The 21,006-nt window shown below is 37.9% G+C and carries 18 protein-coding genes and 1 pseudogene; 13 read left to right on the forward strand and 6 right to left on the reverse strand.

Annotation, left to right across the window (positions count from 1 at the left end):
• The first annotated feature begins 19 nt into the window (after positions 1-19).
• The gene (gene rnd, locus P20480_RS04325; RefSeq protein ID WP_008131726.1) at positions 20-1,150 is read left to right on the forward strand and encodes a ribonuclease D; all 1,131 of its coding nucleotides are present in this window, start codon (positions 20-22) and stop codon (positions 1,148-1,150) included.
• 61 nt (positions 1,151-1,211) lie between these two features.
• Here the strand turns inward: rnd and minE are convergent, their stop codons facing one another.
• Genes minE through minC form a run of 3 tightly spaced genes read right to left on the reverse strand, consistent with a single transcriptional unit; the run spans position 1,212 to position 2,996 of the window.
• Entirely contained in the window at positions 1,212-1,475 is a 264-nt protein-coding gene (gene minE / locus P20480_RS04320; RefSeq protein WP_006793461.1) for a cell division topological specificity factor MinE, read from the reverse strand.
• 1 nt (position 1,476) lies between these two features.
• The gene (gene minD / locus P20480_RS04315; protein WP_006793462.1) at positions 1,477-2,286 is read right to left on the reverse strand and encodes a septum site-determining protein MinD; all 810 of its coding nucleotides are present in this window, start codon (positions 2,284-2,286) and stop codon (positions 1,477-1,479) included.
• A 5-nt stretch (positions 2,287-2,291) separates the two neighbouring features.
• Positions 2,292-2,996: a septum site-determining protein MinC gene (gene minC / locus P20480_RS04310; RefSeq protein ID WP_008131728.1), complete on the reverse strand. Its 705-nt coding sequence runs from the start codon at positions 2,994-2,996 to the stop codon at positions 2,292-2,294.
• A gap of 155 nt (positions 2,997-3,151) precedes the next feature.
• On the opposite strand from minC, the gene P20480_RS04305 reads away from it, so the two are divergent.
• Complete coding sequence (locus P20480_RS04305; protein ID WP_006793464.1) at positions 3,152-3,433, forward strand: YcgL domain-containing protein; 282 nt, start codon at positions 3,152-3,154, stop codon at positions 3,431-3,433.
• Positions 3,426-4,442 (forward strand): lytic murein transglycosylase, encoded by a 1,017-nt coding sequence (locus P20480_RS04300; protein WP_006793465.1) that lies wholly within the window; start codon positions 3,426-3,428, stop codon positions 4,440-4,442. The genes P20480_RS04305 and P20480_RS04300 overlap by 8 nt, the downstream gene beginning before the upstream one ends.
• 32 nt (positions 4,443-4,474) lie before the next feature.
• On the opposite strand, the gene P20480_RS04295 is transcribed toward P20480_RS04300, so the two are convergent.
• The 3 genes from P20480_RS04295 to P20480_RS04285 form a co-directional block, all read right to left on the reverse strand.
• Entirely contained in the window at positions 4,475-5,020 is a 546-nt protein-coding gene (locus P20480_RS04295) for a GbsR/MarR family transcriptional regulator (protein ID WP_006793466.1), read from the reverse strand.
• 176 nt (positions 5,021-5,196) lie between these two features.
• Complete coding sequence (locus P20480_RS04290) at positions 5,197-7,614, reverse strand: TonB-dependent receptor (RefSeq protein WP_008131730.1); 2,418 nt, start codon at positions 7,612-7,614, stop codon at positions 5,197-5,199.
• 415 nt (positions 7,615-8,029) lie between these two features.
• On the reverse strand, positions 8,030-9,307 hold the full coding sequence (locus P20480_RS04285; RefSeq protein ID WP_033025754.1) for a Xaa-Pro dipeptidase: 1,278 nt from the start codon (positions 9,305-9,307) through the stop codon (positions 8,030-8,032).
• Between the two features lie 143 nt (positions 9,308-9,450).
• Here P20480_RS04285 and P20480_RS04280 point away from each other — a divergent pair, with 143 nt between their 5' ends.
• From P20480_RS04280 to P20480_RS04235, 10 genes and pseudogenes are all read left to right on the forward strand, one after another.
• Positions 9,451-11,280, forward strand: coding sequence for a DUF885 domain-containing protein (locus tag P20480_RS04280; RefSeq protein WP_008131732.1), 1,830 nt, complete (start codon positions 9,451-9,453; stop codon positions 11,278-11,280).
• A 97-nt stretch (positions 11,281-11,377) separates the two neighbouring features.
• The gene (locus tag P20480_RS04275; protein WP_008131733.1) at positions 11,378-11,890 is read left to right on the forward strand and encodes a YcgN family cysteine cluster protein; all 513 of its coding nucleotides are present in this window, start codon (positions 11,378-11,380) and stop codon (positions 11,888-11,890) included.
• On the forward strand, positions 11,890-12,408 hold the full coding sequence (locus P20480_RS04270; RefSeq protein ID WP_008131734.1) for an RNA methyltransferase: 519 nt from the start codon (positions 11,890-11,892) through the stop codon (positions 12,406-12,408). Before P20480_RS04275 ends, P20480_RS04270 begins: the two co-directional genes overlap by 1 nt.
• Before the next feature lie 157 nt (positions 12,409-12,565).
• The gene (locus tag P20480_RS04265) at positions 12,566-13,459 is read left to right on the forward strand and encodes a substrate-binding periplasmic protein (RefSeq protein ID WP_008131735.1); all 894 of its coding nucleotides are present in this window, start codon (positions 12,566-12,568) and stop codon (positions 13,457-13,459) included.
• A gap of 98 nt (positions 13,460-13,557) precedes the next feature.
• Positions 13,558-14,808 (forward strand): sugar MFS transporter, encoded by a 1,251-nt coding sequence (locus P20480_RS04260; protein ID WP_008131736.1) that lies wholly within the window; start codon positions 13,558-13,560, stop codon positions 14,806-14,808.
• A gap of 251 nt (positions 14,809-15,059) precedes the next feature.
• A complete protein-coding gene (locus P20480_RS04255; protein WP_008131737.1) occupies positions 15,060-16,949 on the forward strand; it encodes a methyl-accepting chemotaxis protein in 1,890 nt (629 codons plus the stop codon).
• A gap of 2 nt (positions 16,950-16,951) precedes the next feature.
• Positions 16,952-18,039 (forward strand): annotated as a pseudogene (locus P20480_RS04250) (GGDEF domain-containing protein).
• Positions 18,040-18,047: 8 nt separating this feature from the next.
• Positions 18,048-18,662 (forward strand): DsbA family protein, encoded by a 615-nt coding sequence (locus tag P20480_RS04245; RefSeq protein WP_008131739.1) that lies wholly within the window; start codon positions 18,048-18,050, stop codon positions 18,660-18,662.
• Positions 18,663-18,872: 210 nt separating this feature from the next.
• Entirely contained in the window at positions 18,873-19,625 is a 753-nt protein-coding gene (locus P20480_RS04240) for a DUF3450 domain-containing protein (protein ID WP_006793478.1), read from the forward strand.
• A 10-nt stretch (positions 19,626-19,635) separates the two neighbouring features.
• Positions 19,636-21,003 carry a MotA/TolQ/ExbB proton channel family protein gene (locus P20480_RS04235; protein WP_008131740.1) on the forward strand — a complete coding sequence of 456 codons (1,368 nt, stop codon included), beginning with the start codon at positions 19,636-19,638 and terminating at the stop codon, positions 21,001-21,003.
• Positions 21,004-21,006: the final 3 nt, after the last annotated feature.

Consider the following 21,006-nt stretch of genomic DNA (forward strand, 5'->3'; position numbering starts at 1 on the left):
TTTTTATGTAGGAGACTAAGTGCAATATCAATTAATTCAAACACAAGTTCAGCTTAATACCTTTGTTGAGCAGATCCAAAATAAGCCTATATTAGCTATTGATACCGAGTTTATGCGTCGTCGCACTTTGTATCCAGAAGTTGCACTGATTCAGGTTTTTGACGGTGAGCATTTAGCACTTATCGATCCTTTAGCTGAGCTCTCGTTATTTGATTTTTGGCAGGTTTTAAAAGACCCCGCAGTTTTAAAAGTGCTTCATTCACCATCTGAAGACATTGAAGTATTTCAAAAATATGCTGGGTTTGTTCCTGCACCATTGTTTGATACTCAATTTGCTTTGCAATTGCTTGGTGAAGGAAACTGTATGGGGTTTGCCCTTATGGTTAAAACACTCCTAGGTATTGAAATAGATAAAAGCGAATCACGTACCAATTGGCTACAACGACCGCTAACTACTAAGCAACTTGATTATGCTGCCGCTGATACATTTCATTTATTACCGTGCTTTGAATTAATTATCGATCGCATCAACAAAGCTGACTTGTTTGAGATTGTTTTGGATGAGAGCGAATTAATTGCTAATAAGCGAGCTTTTCAAACACCGGATGAATTGCTTTATAAAGATATTAAAAATGCTTGGCAGTTAAAACCACATGAATTAGCTGTATTAAAAGAGCTAGCTATATGGCGCCGTAATAAAGCAATACGTAAAAACCTTGCTCTCAATTTTGTGTTGAAAGAACATAACATGACCGAAATCGCTAAGCGAGGGCCATCTAGTTTAAATTCATTGCGTCAAATACCGGGTGTAGAATCGATTGAAGTTAATCGCTCAGGGGTTGAGATATTAAAGTGTATAGAAAAAGCTAAAGCAATTGCTGTTGACGAGCACCCGCAAGTGTTGAAGCGTTTAATAGATTTTCCTAATTATAAACAAACGGCAAAAGATATTAAGCAAAAAATAACGAAAGTTGCTAAAGCTAATAATATCCCTGAGGATGTTTTAGCATCTAAAAAACAAGTAAATCAATTAATTAGCTGGAATTGGAAGTTAACGGCAGAGCAAAAAATGACACATATAAAGCCAGATTTATTGAGCTCTTGGCGTTATAGTTTTATTAAAGAAGCACTAAAAGAGTGGGATACCTAAAAGGTTAATATTTTAGTAGTTGTTAGTTATAAAGAGGGCGCTTAACGCGCCCATTCTTCAATTATTTCTTTTCTTCGTCAGGTAAAGTTACGTTTAGCTCTAATACGGCTAAGTCGTCTTCATTCTGATCAAATTGTACCTGTACTGCATCACTATTAACGTTCACATATTTTCGAATTACATCCAAAATATCTTGTTTTAATTGTGGTAGGTATTCAGGTGTTCCACGCTGAGAACGTTCGTGTGCGACAATGATTTGCAATCGCTCTTTTGCAAGAGACGCACTGTTTTTCTTTTCTGAGCGGAAATAGTCAAGTAACGACACATTAGCCTCCAAAAATCCGTTTAAAAATGCCTTTTTTCTCTACATCTAAGAAGCGAAAATCGACGGTTTCACCAAGTAAGCGGTTTATGGCATCAGCATATGCTTGACCAGCATCTGATTCGCCATCCAATATTACCGGTTGACCTGAATTTGATGCACTCAATACTGCTTGTGACTCAGGAATAACACCTAACAAATCGATAGCTAATATGTCTTGTACATCTTCTACCGAAAGCATTTCACCTTTAGCAACACGCTCAGGGTTGTAGCGTGTTAATAATAGGTGCTCTTTGATATTTTCAAGGCCTTCTTCAGCGCGTTTAGATTTGCTATGCAAAATACCTAAAATACGGTCAGAGTCTCGTACAGATGACACTTCTGGATTGGTGGTTACAATCGCTTCATCAGCAAAATACATTGCCATCATCGCACCCGCTTCAATTCCTGCTGGTGAATCACATACAATATAATCAAAGTCTTCTTTTAGCTCGTTTAAAACGCGTTCTACACCATCACGAGTTAGTGCATCTTTATCACGCGTTTGCGATGCTGGCAGTAAAAATAACTTCTCAACACGTTTGTCTTTGATAAGTGCTTGGTTTAGGTTTGCTTCACCGTTTATGACGTTTACAAAGTCATAAACAACGCGGCGCTCGCACCCCATAATTAAATCAAGGTTACGTAAACCGATGTCAAAATCGATAATAACCGTTTTGTAGCCTTTTAATGCTAAGCCTGTGCCTATTGCGGCACTTGATGTTGTTTTACCAACACCACCTTTACCCGAGGTAACGACAATTACTTTTGCCATGAGATTTATCCTTTAACCAAAGCTGAAATTTCTAATGATTCATTTTTTTGTTGTATTTGTACTGCACTGCCCCAAAACTCACCTTGTAGAGAGTCACTGATCCAGTAGTTGCCATTTATGGAAACAAGTTCTGCTTCTAGCTTTTGGCAAAATATATGTGCGTTTTCTAATCCTTTTGCGCCCGCTATTGCGCGACCACGAAGGGTTCCGTAAATATGTACGTTGCCATCTGCTATTACTTCTGCACCATGACTAACAGCGCCTAATACAATAAGGTCGCGGTCTTTTGCATACACCTGTTGTCCCGAGCGTACAGTACCGTTAATTATTTGTGCTGGAAGTATAATATTTTTTTCGACAATTGACGTGTTTGGTTGCTTTTCAACGGGCTCTGCTTTTACGTCTTGCGAATAATTTAATACTGAAAAGCCAGCTTTTTTGGCATTTGCATGCTGCCCATCAGAGCCATTGCATACACCCACTGCGTTGAAGCTCATTCGTTCGATAAGTGACTTTAAATGAACAAAGTCTAAAGAACTGGTTTTTACTTCTTCTAAATTGACAACAATAGGGGCTCCTTCAAAAAAACGAGGGGCTTGGGCTATTTTTACGTACAATTGTTCTGCTAAAAGGTTTATATCAGCACTGTAAAGATGTAAAACTGATAACGTAAAAAGATTCCCTTTTAACTCAAAAATTTGGTCCGACATACACGCTCAATTGAATTGTATGATAAGAAATTATAATTAGATAAACACAGGCTGAATAAGGCCTTAATCAAAATTTCTAATCTAAATTTTCTAACTTATTATTACTCTCATGGTATAGTGTGCAGCATTGTTGTGCAAGAATTTATAGGGTCATAATGTTAACTGCGGTATATAAAAGTAAGAAAAAGACGGATACCTTCTTATTTGTTGAAAAAAGAGATGATTTTAGCAAAGTTCCAGAACCTCTAATGGCTATGTTTGGCAAACCTCAATATGTGATGCTCATCAACTTAGCTAAACGTGAGCACCTAGGTGGTGCGGATTTGGAAACCGTTAAGGGTGCATTAACCGATCAAGGATACTATTTACAACTTCCACCACCGGAAGATAATTTGCTTACTGAACTAAGAAAACAAAATGGAGCCGATCGTGATTAAAAAACTGGCAGTTGTATTATGTGGTTTATGCTTGAGTTCGTCAGTTGTTGCCAAAACACAAGCCGAATTTAAAGATTACTTAGTAAACCTAAAAGAAGAAGCAATCGCAAAAGGCTACGAAACGTCGTTAATTGATAGTGCATTTGCGACTGCGACTTATAAAGAGAAAGTGGTATCAGCTGATAAAAACCAGCCTGAAGTGAAAGAAACACTCGAGACCTATTTACCAAAACGTGTACCACAATGGAAAATTGACCGTGCTCGTAAACTTTATGCTGAGAACAAAGATATTCTTGAGCAAGTAGCTAAAGAGTTTGGCGTACAAGCACGCTTTATAGTCGCTTTATGGGGTCTTGAAAGTAACTTTGGTACTATTCAAGGCGGTCACAATGTTATTTCATCATTAGTGACACTTGCCTTTGATGGCCGCCGTGAAGCACTTTACAAACGACAGTTGTGGGCGGCTTTAGACATTTTAAAATCGGGTCATATTACCTTAGATAAGTTTAAAGGTTCGTGGGCTGGGGCTATGGGGCAAACTCAATTTATGCCAACGTCTTTTAATGCTTACGCAATTGATTATAACAATGATGGTCGCAAAGATATTTGGACTACAAAAGAAGATGCGTTTGCTTCAATTGCTAATTATTTAAAGCAAGAAGGGTGGAACGACTCATTAACTTGGGGTCGTCAAGTTATGCTTCCTGATAACTTTGACAATAAATATATTTTAGTTCGTGGTACTAAAACACGTAAACAATGGCTTGAGTATTGGAATGATTCTGAGCGTTCACTCGATGAGTGGCAGGCTTTAGGGGTGAGAAGAGCAGACGGTACTGCGTTGCCTAACGTTGATGTACGAGCAGCACTGGTTATGCCCGATGATATCAACGGCCGTATGTTTTTGGCCTATGATAACTACAAAGTGTTAATGCATTGGAACCGTTCTTACTACTTTGCAACAAGTGTGGGTTATTTGTCTGATAGAATCGGATACCCAAAAATATAGTTGAACAAAAAATAAAGCCGCAAAATGCGGCTTTATTCTTTTTTAAAAATTTTCTCTTTTAAATCGATGACCTTGCCAATTCCTGATCCCAGTTTCATAAGCTTGTTGAGCTGCTCGGGAGTTAAACGCTGTAACTCAGACGACCATTTAGTGACCGTTTCAAGTAGGTTGTGAATTTCTTCCATTTGCTTTTGGGCATACACTTCTTCTTCGTTATTCGCTTCGTCGAGTAAGTTATCTCGCAAAAGGCTGAGCGTTGGATCGATTTCACGTTTTTTTCGCTCTTCAAATACTCGATTAGCCATATCCCAAATATCGCCTGCAGGCGCATAATACTCTTTACGATCACCCGGAATGTGCTGAACTTTAATTAATTGCCAAGATTGCAGCTCTTTTATGCCCATACTCACATTGCCACGCGAGATACTTAGTGAGTCGGCAATTTCATTCGCTGTCATCGGGTTTTTAGTAATTATTAGTAAACCACACATTTGGCCTATTGTACGGTTAAAGCCCCAACGGCTGCCCATTTCGCCACAATGCATCACAAAGGTAAAATTCTTTTCAGATAAAGTCATATCATTAACTTTCAGTAATTTCAGAAATTAAATGCTAGCATGTTGATTTGCGATAGCAAGGCATTAAGTGCACTAAAATAATCTTAGTTTGGCTTAAATACTATTTAAGCCATTTTATGCATAGTTTTTAAATATTAAGGGCGCGTGTAAATACACGCACCCATAAGTTTTAACCGCTAAAGTGTGTAACTAAAACTTAATTTAGCATTACGCTCTTCACCAGGCATACCGCCTAAAAACATCGCTTTAGAATAATACTGTTTGTTAAATAGGTTGTTTAAATTAAGCTGTATGTTCCACTGTTTAGTTGTATACGAAATTGCAGCATCGTACACAGTGTAGCCAGGTACATAGCCATCAGGAATACTAAATGAACTTGAGTTAGTACTTCTGTTATCAACGTAAGTAATACCCCCGCTAATATTAACTGACTCGGGTAAATTAAATATGTTTGCATAGTAAGTAACCCATGTGCTTGCAGTTACATAAGGCACCCCTTTTTGACGAGTGTCGTAAGCGCTACTATTGGGGTTAGATTTATCACGCGCGTCTTGATATACGCCGTTAACATTTATTTTCCACTGCTCATTTAAATACGCATTTAAATCAAGCTCAACGCCTTTGGTTTGCTCTTCGCCATCAAAGTAGCTTTCTACTATATCAGGGCCAGACACACCAGCTTCATACAGTGGGTTACTGTATTCAAGATTTGTACGAGCGCTTTCAAACACAACTAAAGTAGCTAGTAGCTGGTCGTCAAATGCTTTATACCTAAAGCCTAAGTCATTACTTATTGATTCTGAGTCTTCTCTATCTGCTTCGTTACCAGCAACAGAGCCTAATACACTGTATGCGGTTCGGCCTTTAGAGTGATTAACAAACACAGAAAAATCTTCAGTAGGCTGATAAGTAGCACCTAAATTATAGGTTAAACCTGAATCAGATGTGTTTGCTTCAGGGGTTGGCTCTGCACGGCTTGAACTGTAACGTTCATCTACACCATTATGTTCGTAGCTCTGCTTAATACGGTTATAGGCGACTCCTATGCGTGTAGTCAGTGTGTCATTAATATAACCTACATGCTGAACGCCCATTCCCCATGCTTGAACCTTTTTATTATAATCACTCGTTTTTAGAGGATCGTAATCGTCAAAGCCACCGATTGGCCAATTTGGTTGCCTCATGTCATAGATATAGGGTAAAGCACCTTGATAAAGCACATTACCATCAGTGTCGTAAATTACTTTATCTCTGTCATAAATAGAGTATTGTTTGAAACCAATATCTCGGTCTTCATAATTTGCATTAACTAAGAGTTCGTTATCAATATCGCCTATCTCAAAGTCGTATCTTAAATCTAAAAAGTACTGCCATGATTTTTCATCTGCTTCTACTTGGCGATACTCTTGGCGCCTAGCTGCAAATGGATAAAGTACATCATTTTCAGCTAAAGGAGCACGAGGCTCTTGATTAATAACGCCACTGCGAGTTGAGTACACGTAATTAAAAGCCCCTGTTTGACGAGCAAAGCTTGATGTGTAATTACGGTACTGTAGTTGCTGGTTTAAAAATAAGTCATCAGTAATAAAGTAATTATGCGTAAGCTTAAATCGTAATTCTTCACCTTCATTATCATCGGCCATTGGTGAAATAATCCCATTGGTACCAAAGTCATAGGGTGTTAAACCATCTGTTGGAGAAAGAGAGTTCGCTAATTGTAATTGCTGTTCACTTGTCAGTTGTAAGCCACTGCCTGTCGGATCGTTTACTAAGTTTGCAGCGGTTACTTCACCAGCAGTTAAGCCATTCGCTGTCTCTGCGTTGTATATGCGAATAGGGTGGCCAATTGAGTCAACAGCAATTGAATCCTTAATATAGGCAGCAGAGAGCATAACGTCTTGTTTATCGTTTAACACATACTTAAGTGATGTATAAATTTCATCACGCTCTTCTTTTAAATCACGAAAGCCATCGCTTGATGCTGTTTTAGCCATTACGCGATATGCTAAGTTGTCGCTAAGTGCATTTGTGCTGTCAAACGCAAGAGAGTAGCTGTCCCATTGACCAAGCTCTAAAGCGACTTTATGTTTTTCTTCAAATTCAGGTTTTTTTTCAATTAAATTAATTACACCACCAGCGCTACCAATACCATATAAACCTGTTGCTGGGCCTTTTAACACTTCAACCGACTCAACATTGGTTAATGAGCGAGTTGGATTAAAGGTGTTTCCAAGTCCAGCTCCCCCATACATACCATCATAAGTGTAATTGGCGTCAAGACCACGAATAACCAGGTTATCGCCAATGCCATAATTATTACCCGCTTGGGTTAAACCACTCACATTACGAACAAGATCTTGTAGGTTGTCTACGCCCTGTGATTCAATTAATTCACGATCAACAATAACAACAGGAGCAGGGGTTTCCATTAAGGACATATCTGACTTTGTGGCAAGGCCCGAACTCATAACAACTTGATTTTGTTTTTGATAAACACTTATGTGTTCAATATCTTGTTCTGCAGTGGTTGATGCTAAAGCGGCTTGTGCATTTAAACAAGCAAGGGTGAGGAGTGAGAAATTAAACTGTTTCATTATGATAATCATTCGTATTTATTAATTGAAGTAATAGTAATGATTATTATTTGCAAAATATACTAAAAGTTCAATAAATATTAGATTAAAACAACTATTTGCTTGTTTTTTATTACAAACAAGCGGGCTTAGTTAATAAAAACCAAACAAATATAAAAGAGGGGACGAATTTGGCAATTAAGAAAACAAATTGCAATATGATTTTCTTTAACAACTCTCCCAAATTAAGAGTAATAAACTAAAAGTGACAATAGAGATCAGGTAAAACAATGCTATTAAAGCTTTACCTTTAACACATTGTTTTACTGAGCTTTTAATTTTAGTGTTTTTAGGATTGAGAATTAAAATTTAATGAATTTTAACGTTAAAAGTAAAGGCTAACACTATAAAGCCAGCCTTAACTTAGATTTAAATTTTATTTTTCAGTTTTATAAACAATACCTGCTTTCATCACAAACGGTATTTGCTCTAATGTTGAAATGTTTTTTAATGGGTTTCCTTCAACAGCGATAATATCGGCGGCATATCCCGTTTTTATTTGCCCTAGTTTATTATGCATTTTTAAAAGTTTAGCGCTGTTAATGGTAGCTGATTGAATAGCTTGCAGTTCAGTCATGCCAAATTCAACCATACGTGAAAACTGCTTTGCATTATCACCATGTGGGTAGATGGCAGCGTCGGTTCCAAATACCATGTTCACACCAGCTTTTACAGCTCGGCTAAAGCTATCTCTTTGTTTTTTAGAAACTTGGCGTTCTTTGTTTAGGTTTTCTTCGTCTACACCATTTTGTTCGCCAAAGCTTAATGTGTATTCTGTGTTGTATATATCCATAGAAAGCCAAGTGCCATGTTTTGTAGCCAGAGCTATGGCTTCATCGTCTAAAAAGCTTGCGTGTTCTACGCTGTCAACACCTGCAATGATGGCTGTTTTTATGCCGCTTGTGCCGTGTGCATGTGCTGCAACGGGCAGGTCGCGCATGTGCGCTTCTTCAACAATGGCTTTCATTTCTTCAAGCGAATATTGTTGTACACCTACTTTGGTACCCTTTGAAAAAACACCACCTGTAGCACAAAACTTTATAGCGTTTGCACCGTACTTTATATTTTCACGTACTTTTGTTCTAACCGCCCATGGCCCGTCTGCTACACCTGTTGAGGTATATTTTAGCTCAGGCGGTAAACGGTTATTGTCACAGTGCCCGCCAGTTATACCCAGTGAAGGACCTGCAGCCCAAATTCGTGGGCCTACAATGTCACCCGCATTAATACCGTCTCGCACCGCAATAACGCTATAACCATCTGCGCCCACATTTCTTACGGTAGTAAAACCTGCTTCAAGGGTCTTTTTAGCAAAATAAGCCGATTTAACTGCCATGCGTGGGATTGATTGACCCAAGCGCTCACTTCGAGAAACAGTAGGATCACTCGTTAAGTGTACATGCATGTCCATCAATCCAGGGACTAGTGTTAACTGTGGCAGGTTAATAAGTTCATCATTTTTACCTAGTTTCGGCTTTTTATTACGTTCTATTGAGGTGATCACACCATCATCAATAGTAATTAATGGCGATTGAATGAGTGTGCCATTCTCTACATCTAACATGGCTTTTGCAGAAATGTAGGTGACTGCCTGGGCAGGTAGACTGCTCAAACATAATATGGCTATTGAGGCTGATAATAGGTGCTTTTTCACTTTTTAATTCTTTTATATGAAAGTTACGTTGTTTTGACTTTACCAAGCTCAAGTAAAAGTGCAATAAAATAACGACTAAGTTACTACTTTATTTAGCTTAATTTAAAGCTCATAATCGAGCTGAGTTTTTTATAAGGATTAATATGAAATTATTAAAATTAGCACTGGTCGCTTCTTCAGTGATCGGTGCGCTAATGGGCTGTAGTAGCACAACGTCTCAACAAAATAATAGTAAACCGGTTTCATCATCTGTAAATGCTGTGGTTTCAGAATTATCGGCCGAGCAGCAATTAAACGTGCTTGTTGATCAATACTACAACGAGTCGCTTGCATTTTCGCCAATCAGGGCAACATATAGCGGTAAAAATGAATTTAATGATCAGTTCACGCCTGAAATTTCAGCGACAAATCGTAACAAAAAGGCGGCTTTTTATAAAAAGTATCAACAACGCCTTGCTTACATTGATTCAAAGCAGTTAACAGGGCAAGCGCTATTAAGTTATGAGATTTTAAAACGTGACCTTGCACTTAACCTCGAGGGGATGCAATTTCCAAGCTACTTTCTGCCTATTAATCAAATGTCGGGAGCACATAATGTGTTTGCTGGATTTGGCTCTGGGCAAAGTGCACAACCTTTTAAAACAGTACAGGATTACAATAATTTTTTAAAACGTAGCGATGGCTATATCAAATGGCTTAAAAGTGTTGAGCTATCTATGGCTGAAGGTATAAAACAAAATATTGTTTTACCTTTGCCACTTGCAAAAAAGTTAGCCCCACAATTTAGTGCGCATGTTGTAAATAAGGCTGAAGATTCACTGTTTTGGGGACCTATAAAAAACTTACCTAATTCGTTTACAGTTGAGCAAAAACAAGAAATAACAGCGCAATACCGCGATTTAATCATGAAGCAATTAGTGCCGGCTTATCAAAGCATGCACACATTTTTAATTAACGATTATATACCTAGTAGTCGTGTGTCAGTAGGCTACAGTGATTTTACTAATGGTAAAGCTTGGTACGAATACCAAATAAAGAAAAACACAACGCTTAACTTATCTGCTGACGAAATTCACAATATTGGTTTAAGCGAAGTATCGCGTATTTTAAGCGAAATGAAAAAGGTAAAACACACCGTTGGCTTTGACGGCGATTTGCCTACATTTTTTACTCACTTGCGTGATTCAGATGAGTTCTACTTTAATACCGCTGATGAGCTTATTGAAGCGTACGAAAATGTTAAGAAAAAAATTGATGCAAAAGTACCGCAGTTATTTGATGTGGCCCCTAAAGCGCCTTACATTGTTAAACCAGTAGAGGCTTATCGTGCTCAGTCTGCGGCGGGTGCTTCTTATGCAGCCCCAGCACCAGATGGTTCACGTCCGGGTATTTTTTATATCAATACTTTTAATTTAAAAGCACAACCTAAGTTTTTACTCGAAACACTCTCGATTCATGAAGCGGCACCTGGTCATCATTTTCAAATTGCTCTTCAACAAGAAATAGACGGTTTACCTGATTTTCGTAAATTTGGTGGGTATACGGTTTTTGCTGAAGGGTGGGCACTGTATGCAGAAAGTTTAGGGAAAGAGCTTGGGTTATTTACCGATCCTTATATGTGGTATGGGCGTTTGGCTGACGAGCAATTACGGGCAATGCGTTTAGTGCTCGATACTGGTTTTCATGCAAAAGGGTGGACGCGCGAGCAAGGTATACAATACATGCTTGCTAATTCATCAATGGCTGAAAGCGATGTAGTGGCAGAGGTTGAACGTTATATTGCGTGGCCAGGGCAAGCACTTTCGTACAAATTAGGGGAGTTTAAAATTAAAGAACTTCGCGATTATTGTAAAAAAGAGCTAGGTTCTCAATTTGATATTAAAGTGTTTCATACGCAAATATTAATAGATGGCGCATTACCTATGCCTATTTTGGAGAAAAAAATAAAGCGTTGGGTGAAAACCCAGCGTTAATTAATAGCGTAAAGTGCTTATCAATTTAAGGTATTCGCTTTGCGCCATTTAGTGCAATACGTTAGAATGCGCGCTCTTAAAAGGGCGCGAGAACACTATGTTTGATCAACAGTTAGCAAATACACAGTTTTGGCTTACAAAAAGCTTGAGCGAAATGAGCCAAAATGAATGGGAAGCTATTTGCGATGGCTGTGGTAAATGTTGTTTAAATACGTTTATAGATAGTAAAGACGAAGACGATTTTTCCCCCACAGATCAGCTACGTGAAGGTGAACAGCTCATTTTCACAAATATTGTTTGTCAGTATTTAGATAATAATACCTGTGGGTGTAGCGAATACGAAAACCGCCAAACACTTGTCCCTTCTTGCGTAAAACTAACCAAAGAAAACCTTAAAGATATTTTCTTTATGCCGCAGAGCTGCAGTTACCGCCGCCTGCATGAAGGGCGTGGTTTAGCTTCGTGGCACCCGTTATTAAATAACGGCGATAAAACACTTATGCATGATCTCGGTATTTCAGTAAAAGATAAAACAGTCAAAGACAGTAATGTAAGATTAGATGATTTTGATTTATACATTGCTGAGTGGCCAACAAAGGATTGCGATTAATGAGCAAGTTAAAAGCGAGTATTGGTTTAATAAACCCGAAGAGCCCTACTAACGTTGGCGGTGTGTTACGAGCTGCTGGGTGTTACGACGCAAAGCAGGTTTATTTTACGGGTAATCGATATCTTAATGCGCAAAAATTTCATACCGATACTAAAAATGTGGTTGAACGTATTCCATTAACCTCTACTGATAGCCTAGAAAAAGTAAAACCTGATGGAGCAACCGTTGTTGTCGTTGAGTTAATTGAAGGGGCTACACCGCTCCCTGAATTTAAGCACCCAGAAAATGCATTTTATGTTTTGGGCCCAGAAGATGGTTCTGTTCCTAAAGACGTACTAAAGTGGTGCGATGAAGTAGTTTACATTCCTACTATAGGGTGCATGAACTTAGCTGCAACCTGTAATGTAGTACTTTACGATAGGCTTTCTAAATTAGGTGGTGTTAAAAGCAGTGATGACACAATAATAAGTTCGCGCGATACCAATAATAAAATGAAATGGGTTAAACCTGCTTTATAACTTTTGTAATGCCAATTAAATCTGCTAGTTGGCATTAGACACTGTCTATATTCAATTTCACGTTCTACCAATTTTTCATTCTCTTGATTAATTCCTCCTTCAAAAGTGTAAATAACGCCTACACTTAACTGACTATTAGTTTGACGATAGCTTTATTATGCGCATTGTAGTCTTTTTGTTGTCCTTTATTAGTTGTTTTAGTTTCGCGAGTCAAAGCGTAACCTTCATTCATAAAAATAGCCTTAAAACTGTAGAAGGGCAGCGTTATAAATCGGGGCTTTTATATAGCGCCCCAAATAGTAAACGCACATTACATATTGTTACTTTAGATTGGCCGCCTTATATAAGTAACGACTTATGTAACAAAGGGTGGGTCTATCATTTTGCCGTTGCTGTTCTTAATAGTCAGGGTTACAGCGTTTATTTAGAATTTTTACCTTGGGCAAGAGCTGTGCGTAATGTGGAACTTGGAAAAGCCGATATTTTAATGCCTGAGTACTTTATTGAAGACACTGCGCCTTCAGACTATGTTAAAAATAAAATGCGAAGAGAGCTGCTTGGTATTTCAAATTCGTTTCAAGGTGGAAATATTGTATTTCTAAAGCGAAAAAACGCACATGGTATTTTTACAGGTAATCTAAACTCATTAAAAGGCTCAACAATAGGTGTTGTAAGAGGGTATCAAAACACGCCTGAATTTGATGCCATGATGGATAATGAAGAGTTTAAAGTTATTAGTGCGGTAAACGATTTGCAGTTAATGCAATTACTTTTTGCCAAGCGGGTCGATCTTATTATAGGCGATCCTTCGGTGTTAACCCATTCAGTTACGTTTTCTGAGCTTAACCAAAATGAAAAAATAAAACTGCTTAATGCAGTTGAGCAAGATGGTAAACCACTACATTATAACTCATTGTATTTTGCTATAAGTAAGCTAACTCCTAACTGGCTTGAAGTGCTAGATGACATAAATCAAGCCTTATATATATTTTATAATAGCGGTGAGACTGAGCGTTTAATCAATACTGTTTCAGAAGAATGTGCAGTTTGAATAAGTATGATGGTTTGGAACGTTCTAATTACCTTGTGCCCAAACAACTTATTAACAATGTAGAATCAGTTTAACTTGTTAATGGAGTGAAAATAAAAATGAGCACACTGAACACACATCACGATTATGGCGTTAATAAACAGCACAACAAAAATTATCTGTTTCCCCTAACTGCAATGACAACCCTGTTTTTTTTATGGGGTTTTATTACAGTATTAAATGATGTATTGATTCCACGATTAAAAGGCGTATTTGATCTTAGCTACTTTGAGGCAATGCTAGTGCAGTTTTGCTTTTTTGGTGCCTATTTCATTGTATCTATCCCCGCTGGTATTTTAGTTAAACAGCTTGGTTATAAAAAAGGTATTTTAACGGGGCTTATTATTGCTTCGATTGGTTGTATGCTTTTTTACCCTGCAGTAGTAGTGCATGAGTATTGGTTGTTTTTAGGCGCATTGTTCGTGCTTGCTGCTGGTATAACCGTATTGCAAGTATCAGCTAATCCATACGTTGCGGCTCTTGGCCCAGATAAAACCGCCTCTTCACGATTAAACTTAGCGCAAGCGCTTAATGCCTTGGGTACTACAGTAGGACCGTATGTAGGAGGCATTCTCTTTTTCGGTACTGCTGGTACATTGGCTGCGTCTGCTGCATCGGCAGAATCAGTAAAAGTGCCTTATTTAATGTTGGCTGCAGCACTTTTATTAATTGCCATTGTGTTTGCATTTATAAAGTTACCTGAAATTGAAGCCCATAAGGAAGACAGCACAGACACCGAAACTCGCTCTTTAATGCAAGCACCTCACCTTACTATGGGGGTTGTAGCAATATTTTGTTATGTAGGCGGTGAAGTAGCTATAGGTAGCTTTTTAGTTAATTACTTTGGTGAAGCACACATTGCTGGGCTTGAAGAGCATGCTGCCGCGGCACTTATTAGTTATTATTGGGGCGGAGCAATGGTTGGGCGTTTTGTAGGCTCTGCGTTGTTACAAAAAATTGCGCCTTCTAAAGCAATTGCCTTTAATGCTATCAGTGTTATTGCGTTGTTATTAATCACTATTTTTACACAAGGTGATGTCGCTTTGTATTCAGTATTGGCAATCGGGTTGTTTAATTCAATTATGTTTCCAACTATATTTTCTGTTGCGATTGAAAAATTAGGCCCGTTAACCAGTAAAGGCTCTGGTTGGCTATGTTTAGCGATTGTAGGTGGTGCATTAGTGCCTTTATTACAAGGGTATATTGCCGATACCGTAAATATTCAAGATAGCTTTTTCGTGCCTATGGTATGTTATGTATTTATAGCTTGGTATGGTTTAAATGCTGTTCGTTTAGCTAAAAAATGGTAGAAAATGTATTGAATAATAATGGCTGAATACGTATTCAGTCATTATTATTTTCTTTTTATTTGGAACATTCCAAGTTCGTTATCTATTGAACATTATTTATGTAAAATTAATTACTTAAAATTTGTAATTAAGTTTATCTAGTCCTTTTTCATTGTTTTTAGCTGCTATTTTCGGAAAAACCGAAAATAGCTAAGACAATGCTCACAATATTTGCTAAAACTAGAATGCTAAAAATAAATTAAAGGGCATTTATGTTTGGGGCATTCAAATTTACTACAAAAGTCACAATAGCAGCGTCTGTTGTACTCGTTTTGGTATTAGGGTTATTCACTGTAAATAACTACTTTACCTTAAAAAACCAAACACAAAATCAGCTTGCTCTCGTCTTGCAACAAAACTCAGAATCTGTTTCTCAAAATATAGCTAGCTGGTTAAATGCAAAGCTGGCCATTGTTAGCGCGTTTGCTAAAACCCACCAACCATCAGATCCAAATACGCTTACATTACTACAATTAAACACAGCAGGGTTAGCAGGTAGTTTTAAAAACACCTATATTGGCCAATCTAACGGTAATTTTATTTTAAATGATCAAAGCATCGTTTTACCGCCAGATTTTGATGCAACATCACGTCCTTGGTATAAGCTAGTCGAAAACAAAACCAATACTGCCTTTACTACTCCCTATATTGATGTAACAACTAACGAGTTAACTATATCTGCTGTTGTGCCTATAAACCACAATGACCGTTTTGTTGGTGTTGCTGGTGCTGATATTGATATGCAAACTGTGACAGAAATTATTAATAATATTGATTTTTTAGGGCTGGGTTATGGTTTTTTACTCGATGACAGCGGCCAAATATTAAGTCACCCACAAAGTAACGTTAATTTAAAAAATATCGCTGAGTTATTTGGCACCAAACCATCACTTAGTAGCAAGTTTGTTGAATATCAAATAGCTGGCGAAACTAAATTAGTTTCGTTTAATAAAATACGTGGTATTGAAAATGTAAATTGGTATTTAGGGGTTGTTATTGATCAACAAAAAGCATTTGCTAGTGTATCTAGTTTTGGTGAAACGGCATTTATTTACTTAATTGTGGGTACAATCGTAATTGTAATTTTAATGCAATTTTTACTTCGTTATTTAATGCGTCCAATGAATCGGTTAAATGACGCTATAAAAGATATTTCACAGGGAGAAGGTGATTTAACACGTCGTTTAGAGATAGAAAATGACGATGAGTTTGGTGAACTCAGCCATTCATTCAATGTGTTTATTGAAAAAATTCAATCATCAATCGAACAAGTTAAAGATACAACAATACTTCTTGATGACGTAATAGCCAGTCTGCTATCACAAACACATTCTTCACTTGCTATGTATGACGATCAAAGTATGCGTACTGATAGCGTTGCAGCTGCAATTAATCAATTTACAGGGATGACATCAGATATATTCAATAGTGCGTCTGACGCATCAACACTTGCAAAAGATGCGAATAAGCACTCTACACAAAACCAGGAAATATTAAGCACTAATGTTGCAGGGATCCATGAGCTATCTGCCAATATAGTGCAAGCTCAACAAACTATTAATAGCTTAAATGAACATACAGAAAGCATTGGTAATGTTTTAGAAGTGATTAAAGGCGTGAGTGAACAAACCAACTTACTTGCATTGAATGCAGCTATTGAAGCAGCTCGCGCAGGTGAAGCAGGGCGTGGTTTTGCAGTAGTGGCGGATGAAGTTCGACAATTAGCTCATCGCACCAAAGAATCAACGCAAGAGATTGAAGAAACAGTCATAGAATTGCAAAAAGGGTCAACTTTGGCTGTGGAGTTAATGAAAACAAGTTTACAAGGCAGTGAAAAAAGCGTGTCAGAAGCTGATGCAGTTGGAAAATTAATGCAGCAAGTTATAGAAGATATAAAACAAATAAGTGCTGCCAATCATACCGTTGCAGACGCTACAGAAGAACAAAATCAAGTTGTTAAATCATTAGATGCAGATATACAAACTATCAGTGAACTATCTATTCAAAGTAAAACCAACCTAAATAATACTCTGAACGAATGTACAAAACTGAGACAACAATTCGGTGATTTAGAACAAATGGTCCAAAAGTTTAAAGTATAGATATGGAAGAGGAAAAATTAGCTAAGTCAAATTGGCGCAATTTAATTAACATAGATAGCGTTTACAATTCGGACAGGCAGCGCCAAGCACTTCATTATTTACAATGATAGCCTTTGCTATTGTTATATTAGGTTTTTTACTTCTTTCTAATTATGATGTGTATTCGCCCATCTTAAGTGTGGCTTTGCTCGTTGCTAATATGACTATCATTGCCTGCACTGTTTACTTCTTTAAAACCGGTAAGCTAGAGGTTGTGTCTTTAATAACCATGCTAATCATTTTTATTATGTGTATTGCGCTCATTTACACAGGTGGTAAAGAGTACACAGCGCTGTATTGGCTCATGTTTTATCCAGTTGTTACCTTTGCTACTCTCGGTGTTAAATTAGGGTTATGGCTTAGTGGGTTTTTATTGGTCTGCTGTTTAGGGCTATTATACGGCCCTAATTTTGGGCAGGTCGATTACGGTCTTGTAGAAAAATCACGTTTTATGGCTTCGTTTAGTTTGGTGTTTATTTTTTCGTTGATTGGTGAATTTTTTAGATATAAAAGCCATCAATCTATTGCTGAAATAACTTTGGCACAAAAAAAGGATGCGTATACCGATCAGCTAACAGGGGCTGCCAATAGGCGTTTTGTTACATCTCATTTTTTTAAGCTGGTTAGCGATAATCCCGATAATTATTTACCGTTCTCAATTTTACTTTTGGACTTAGATCACTTTAAATCTATCAATGATAACTATGGTCATGATAGTGGTGATACTGTCCTAATAGAATTTACTAAAATGCTGGAGTCACACTTCAGCAGCGATTCAATAAAAGCGCGTTATGGTGGTGAAGAGTTTGTGGTTATTCTCCCAAAGGCGACTATTCAAATTGCAGAGCACATTGCTAACAACTTTAGAGAAAGTGTCGCCAATACAACACTTTTGAATGTTGAAAGTAAAAACGTAGCACTTACCTGTAGCATAGGTGTAGCACAAGTAAATAAACTATCAGATTACAATGATGCTTTAAAACAAGCCGATCGATGCCTTTATAAAGCAAAGGAAACGGGTCGAAATAAAGTTGTTTCAGCTTTTATGTAGGAGTTGTTATGTTTCAAAGTAAGTTAATTTATATACACGATCCAATGTGTAGTTGGTGTTGGGGCTATGCACCTACGTGGCTAAAATTAAAAGAACAACTTGAGCATAAAATTATTGTTGAATATAAAGTGGGCGGCTTAGCTGCCGATAGTCAGCAGCCTATGCCAAAAGCAATGAAAGAAATGCTTGAAGGTACGTGGCATAAAATACAAAAGCAATTAGGTACCCAGTTTAATTATGACTTTTGGCGTAATTGCGAACCTCGACGTTCTACTTACCCGGCTTGTAGAGCAGCTCTGATCGCGCGAAAAACCAATAAAGAAGTGCAAATGATAGAAGCAATCCAGCGTGCTTACTATTTAAATGCGCAAAACCCTTCTGATGAAGCCACCTTAGTAGCGCTCGCTCAAGGCATTGGTCTAGATAAAGAGGGATTTGCAAATGAATTAGTCAGTTCATCATTAAATAATGAATTGAGTGACGAGTTGGCATTTGTTAATACGTTGCCTATTAATGGCTTTCCTTCCTTGGTACTTATTCATAACAACAGCTACTATCCTATTGGCGTTAATTACACAGACTGGCAAAGTACTTACAGCCAAATTTTAAATATTATTGATTAGGCAGCGTTAATTTTAACGCTTCGACCGTCTTTATTCTGCTATAAGTCCTAATTATGACAGCTGTCATAAAAGCGACTTTTTTGCGCAACATCCTTGTCATCTTTTATCTATAAACTTCCTTCATTGAATTATTCAAGCCACTAAAGCTCTGTTTATTGGCTTGAAATACAACCTAGCAAATCCGCTAATTAACGAGTAAAGGTGTATGCGATGAAAGGCGTTAAACCATTAATCTTAGCTGGTATTGTGGCCGCAAGTGCAGCAGTACACGCTAACGATTTAGATAAGGTTATTGATAAAAGCAGCGAAATTAATAAATCAGCTGCGCAATCACAAACAAAAATAGACAAGATTGCAGATTCAATGCAAGGACGTTTACAGCAATTTAAAACGCTCAATAAAGAGATTGACGGTTTAGCTGTTTATAACGCGCAGTTAAATAAACAGCTTAATAATCAAATTGAAGAAATGGAATCGCTTAACCTATCAATGGATCAGGTTTCTATTATTGAGCGCCAAATTACACCACTTATGATGCGAATGATCACAGGACTTGAGCAGTTTGTATCGTTAGACATTCCCTTTTTGCAAGACGAGCGCGCTAAGCGTTTAGTATCACTGAAAGCCATGATGGACCGCGCTGATATCACCTCGAGTGAAAAATTTCGTCGTGTGCTAGAAGCTTACCAAGTAGAGGTAGACTACGGGCGCACTATTGAAGCTTACACCGCATTGTTAGATGTAAACGGTAAAGAGCGTGAAGTTGACTTTTTACGCATTGGCCGATTAGAGCTGATTTACCTAACACGTGATGGTAAACACGCTGGTAGCTACAACACAGAGACTAAAACGTTTGAAACATTACCAGATTCAACAATTAGTCAAATCAATAAAGGTTTACGTATTGCGCGCAAGCAACTTGCCCCAGATATGCTAACTCTGCCAGTACACGCAGCAGAATAAGAGGTTAAAAATGAAATTGTTTACTCAAATGACAAAAATGGCATTGTTTGTTACAAGCCTCGGTTTTGCAGGCGTTAGCACTGCGGCAGAAACAATGGATCTTGATTCATTATTAAAAACATTAGAAAACGGCAAGACCGTTCAAAGTGCGCAAAATAAACAACGAGAGCAGGAGTTTACCTCTCGCCAAAATCAGCAAGTTAAAATGTTAAATGATACAACTGCAAAGCGTAACCAAATGCTTGTTGAATCAGAGCGCCTTGAAACACAATTTGAAGAAAACGAAGTTAAACTCGCTAACTTAACCGATACCTTATCTAAGCGAATGGGATCACTTAAAGAGTTATTTGGGGTATTACAGCAAGTTGCAGGGGACTCTAGCAATAAGTTCGCTACTTCGGTTGTATCAGCAGAATTACCGGGCCGTAGTGACTTTATGGACGAGTTAGCTCAAAAAATGGGTTCAACGTCTAAGCTTGCTTCAATAGAAGATATTGAAAAGGTGTGGTACGAGCTGCAACGTGAAATGACTGAGCAAGGTAAAGTCAGTCGCTTTAATACTTCAGTTATTGTTGAAGGTGGAAATAAAGCAGAGCAAGAAGTTGTTCGTGTTGGTGCCTTTAACTTAATTTCACAGGGTCAATACTTAGAATATAACCCAGGAACAAACACGCTGAGCGCGCTTACTCGCCAACCAGTGTCTCGTTATACCGCTACAGCTGCTGACTTACAAGATGCTAAAAGTGGTGTTGTACAGTTTGCATTAGACCCAACAGGAGGCTCTATTTTAGGTTTACTTGTTCAAGCACCAGATACATCAGAGCAAGTTCATCAAGGTGGTGCGGTTGGTTATGTAATTTTAGGTGTTGGTTTGCTTGCTTTATTAATTGCAATTGAGCGCTTTATTTCATTGTTACTTGTTGGTGGAAAAATTCGTCGCCAATTAAAAGATTCAGTAGCGCGTGACGACAATCCGCTAGGTCGTGTAATGAAAGTAAAAGACGACTACCCACATGTTGCTTACGACACGTTAGAGCTTAAATTAAGTGAAGCAATTTTACGTGAAATGCCAAAAATCACACGTAACTTAACGCTTATTAAAATCATCTCTGTTGTTGCCCCATTACTTGGCTTGCTAGGTACAGTTACCGGTATGATCAACACGTTCCAAGCAATCACATTATTTGGTACTGGCGACCCTAAACTAATGGCTGGTGGTATTTCTCAGGCACTAGTTACGACCGTACTTGGCTTAGTTGTGGCAATCCCAACAGTGTTTATATACACATTACTAAACACGCGTTCAAAAGGCTTACTGCTTATTTTACAAGAGCAAAGCGCAGGTATCATTGCTGAGCGAAGCGAGAAGGGAGAATAAACC

This window comes from Pseudoalteromonas sp. BSi20480, assembly GCF_000241365.1.
Classification (GTDB): Bacteria; Pseudomonadota; Gammaproteobacteria; order Enterobacterales; family Alteromonadaceae; genus Pseudoalteromonas; species Pseudoalteromonas marina.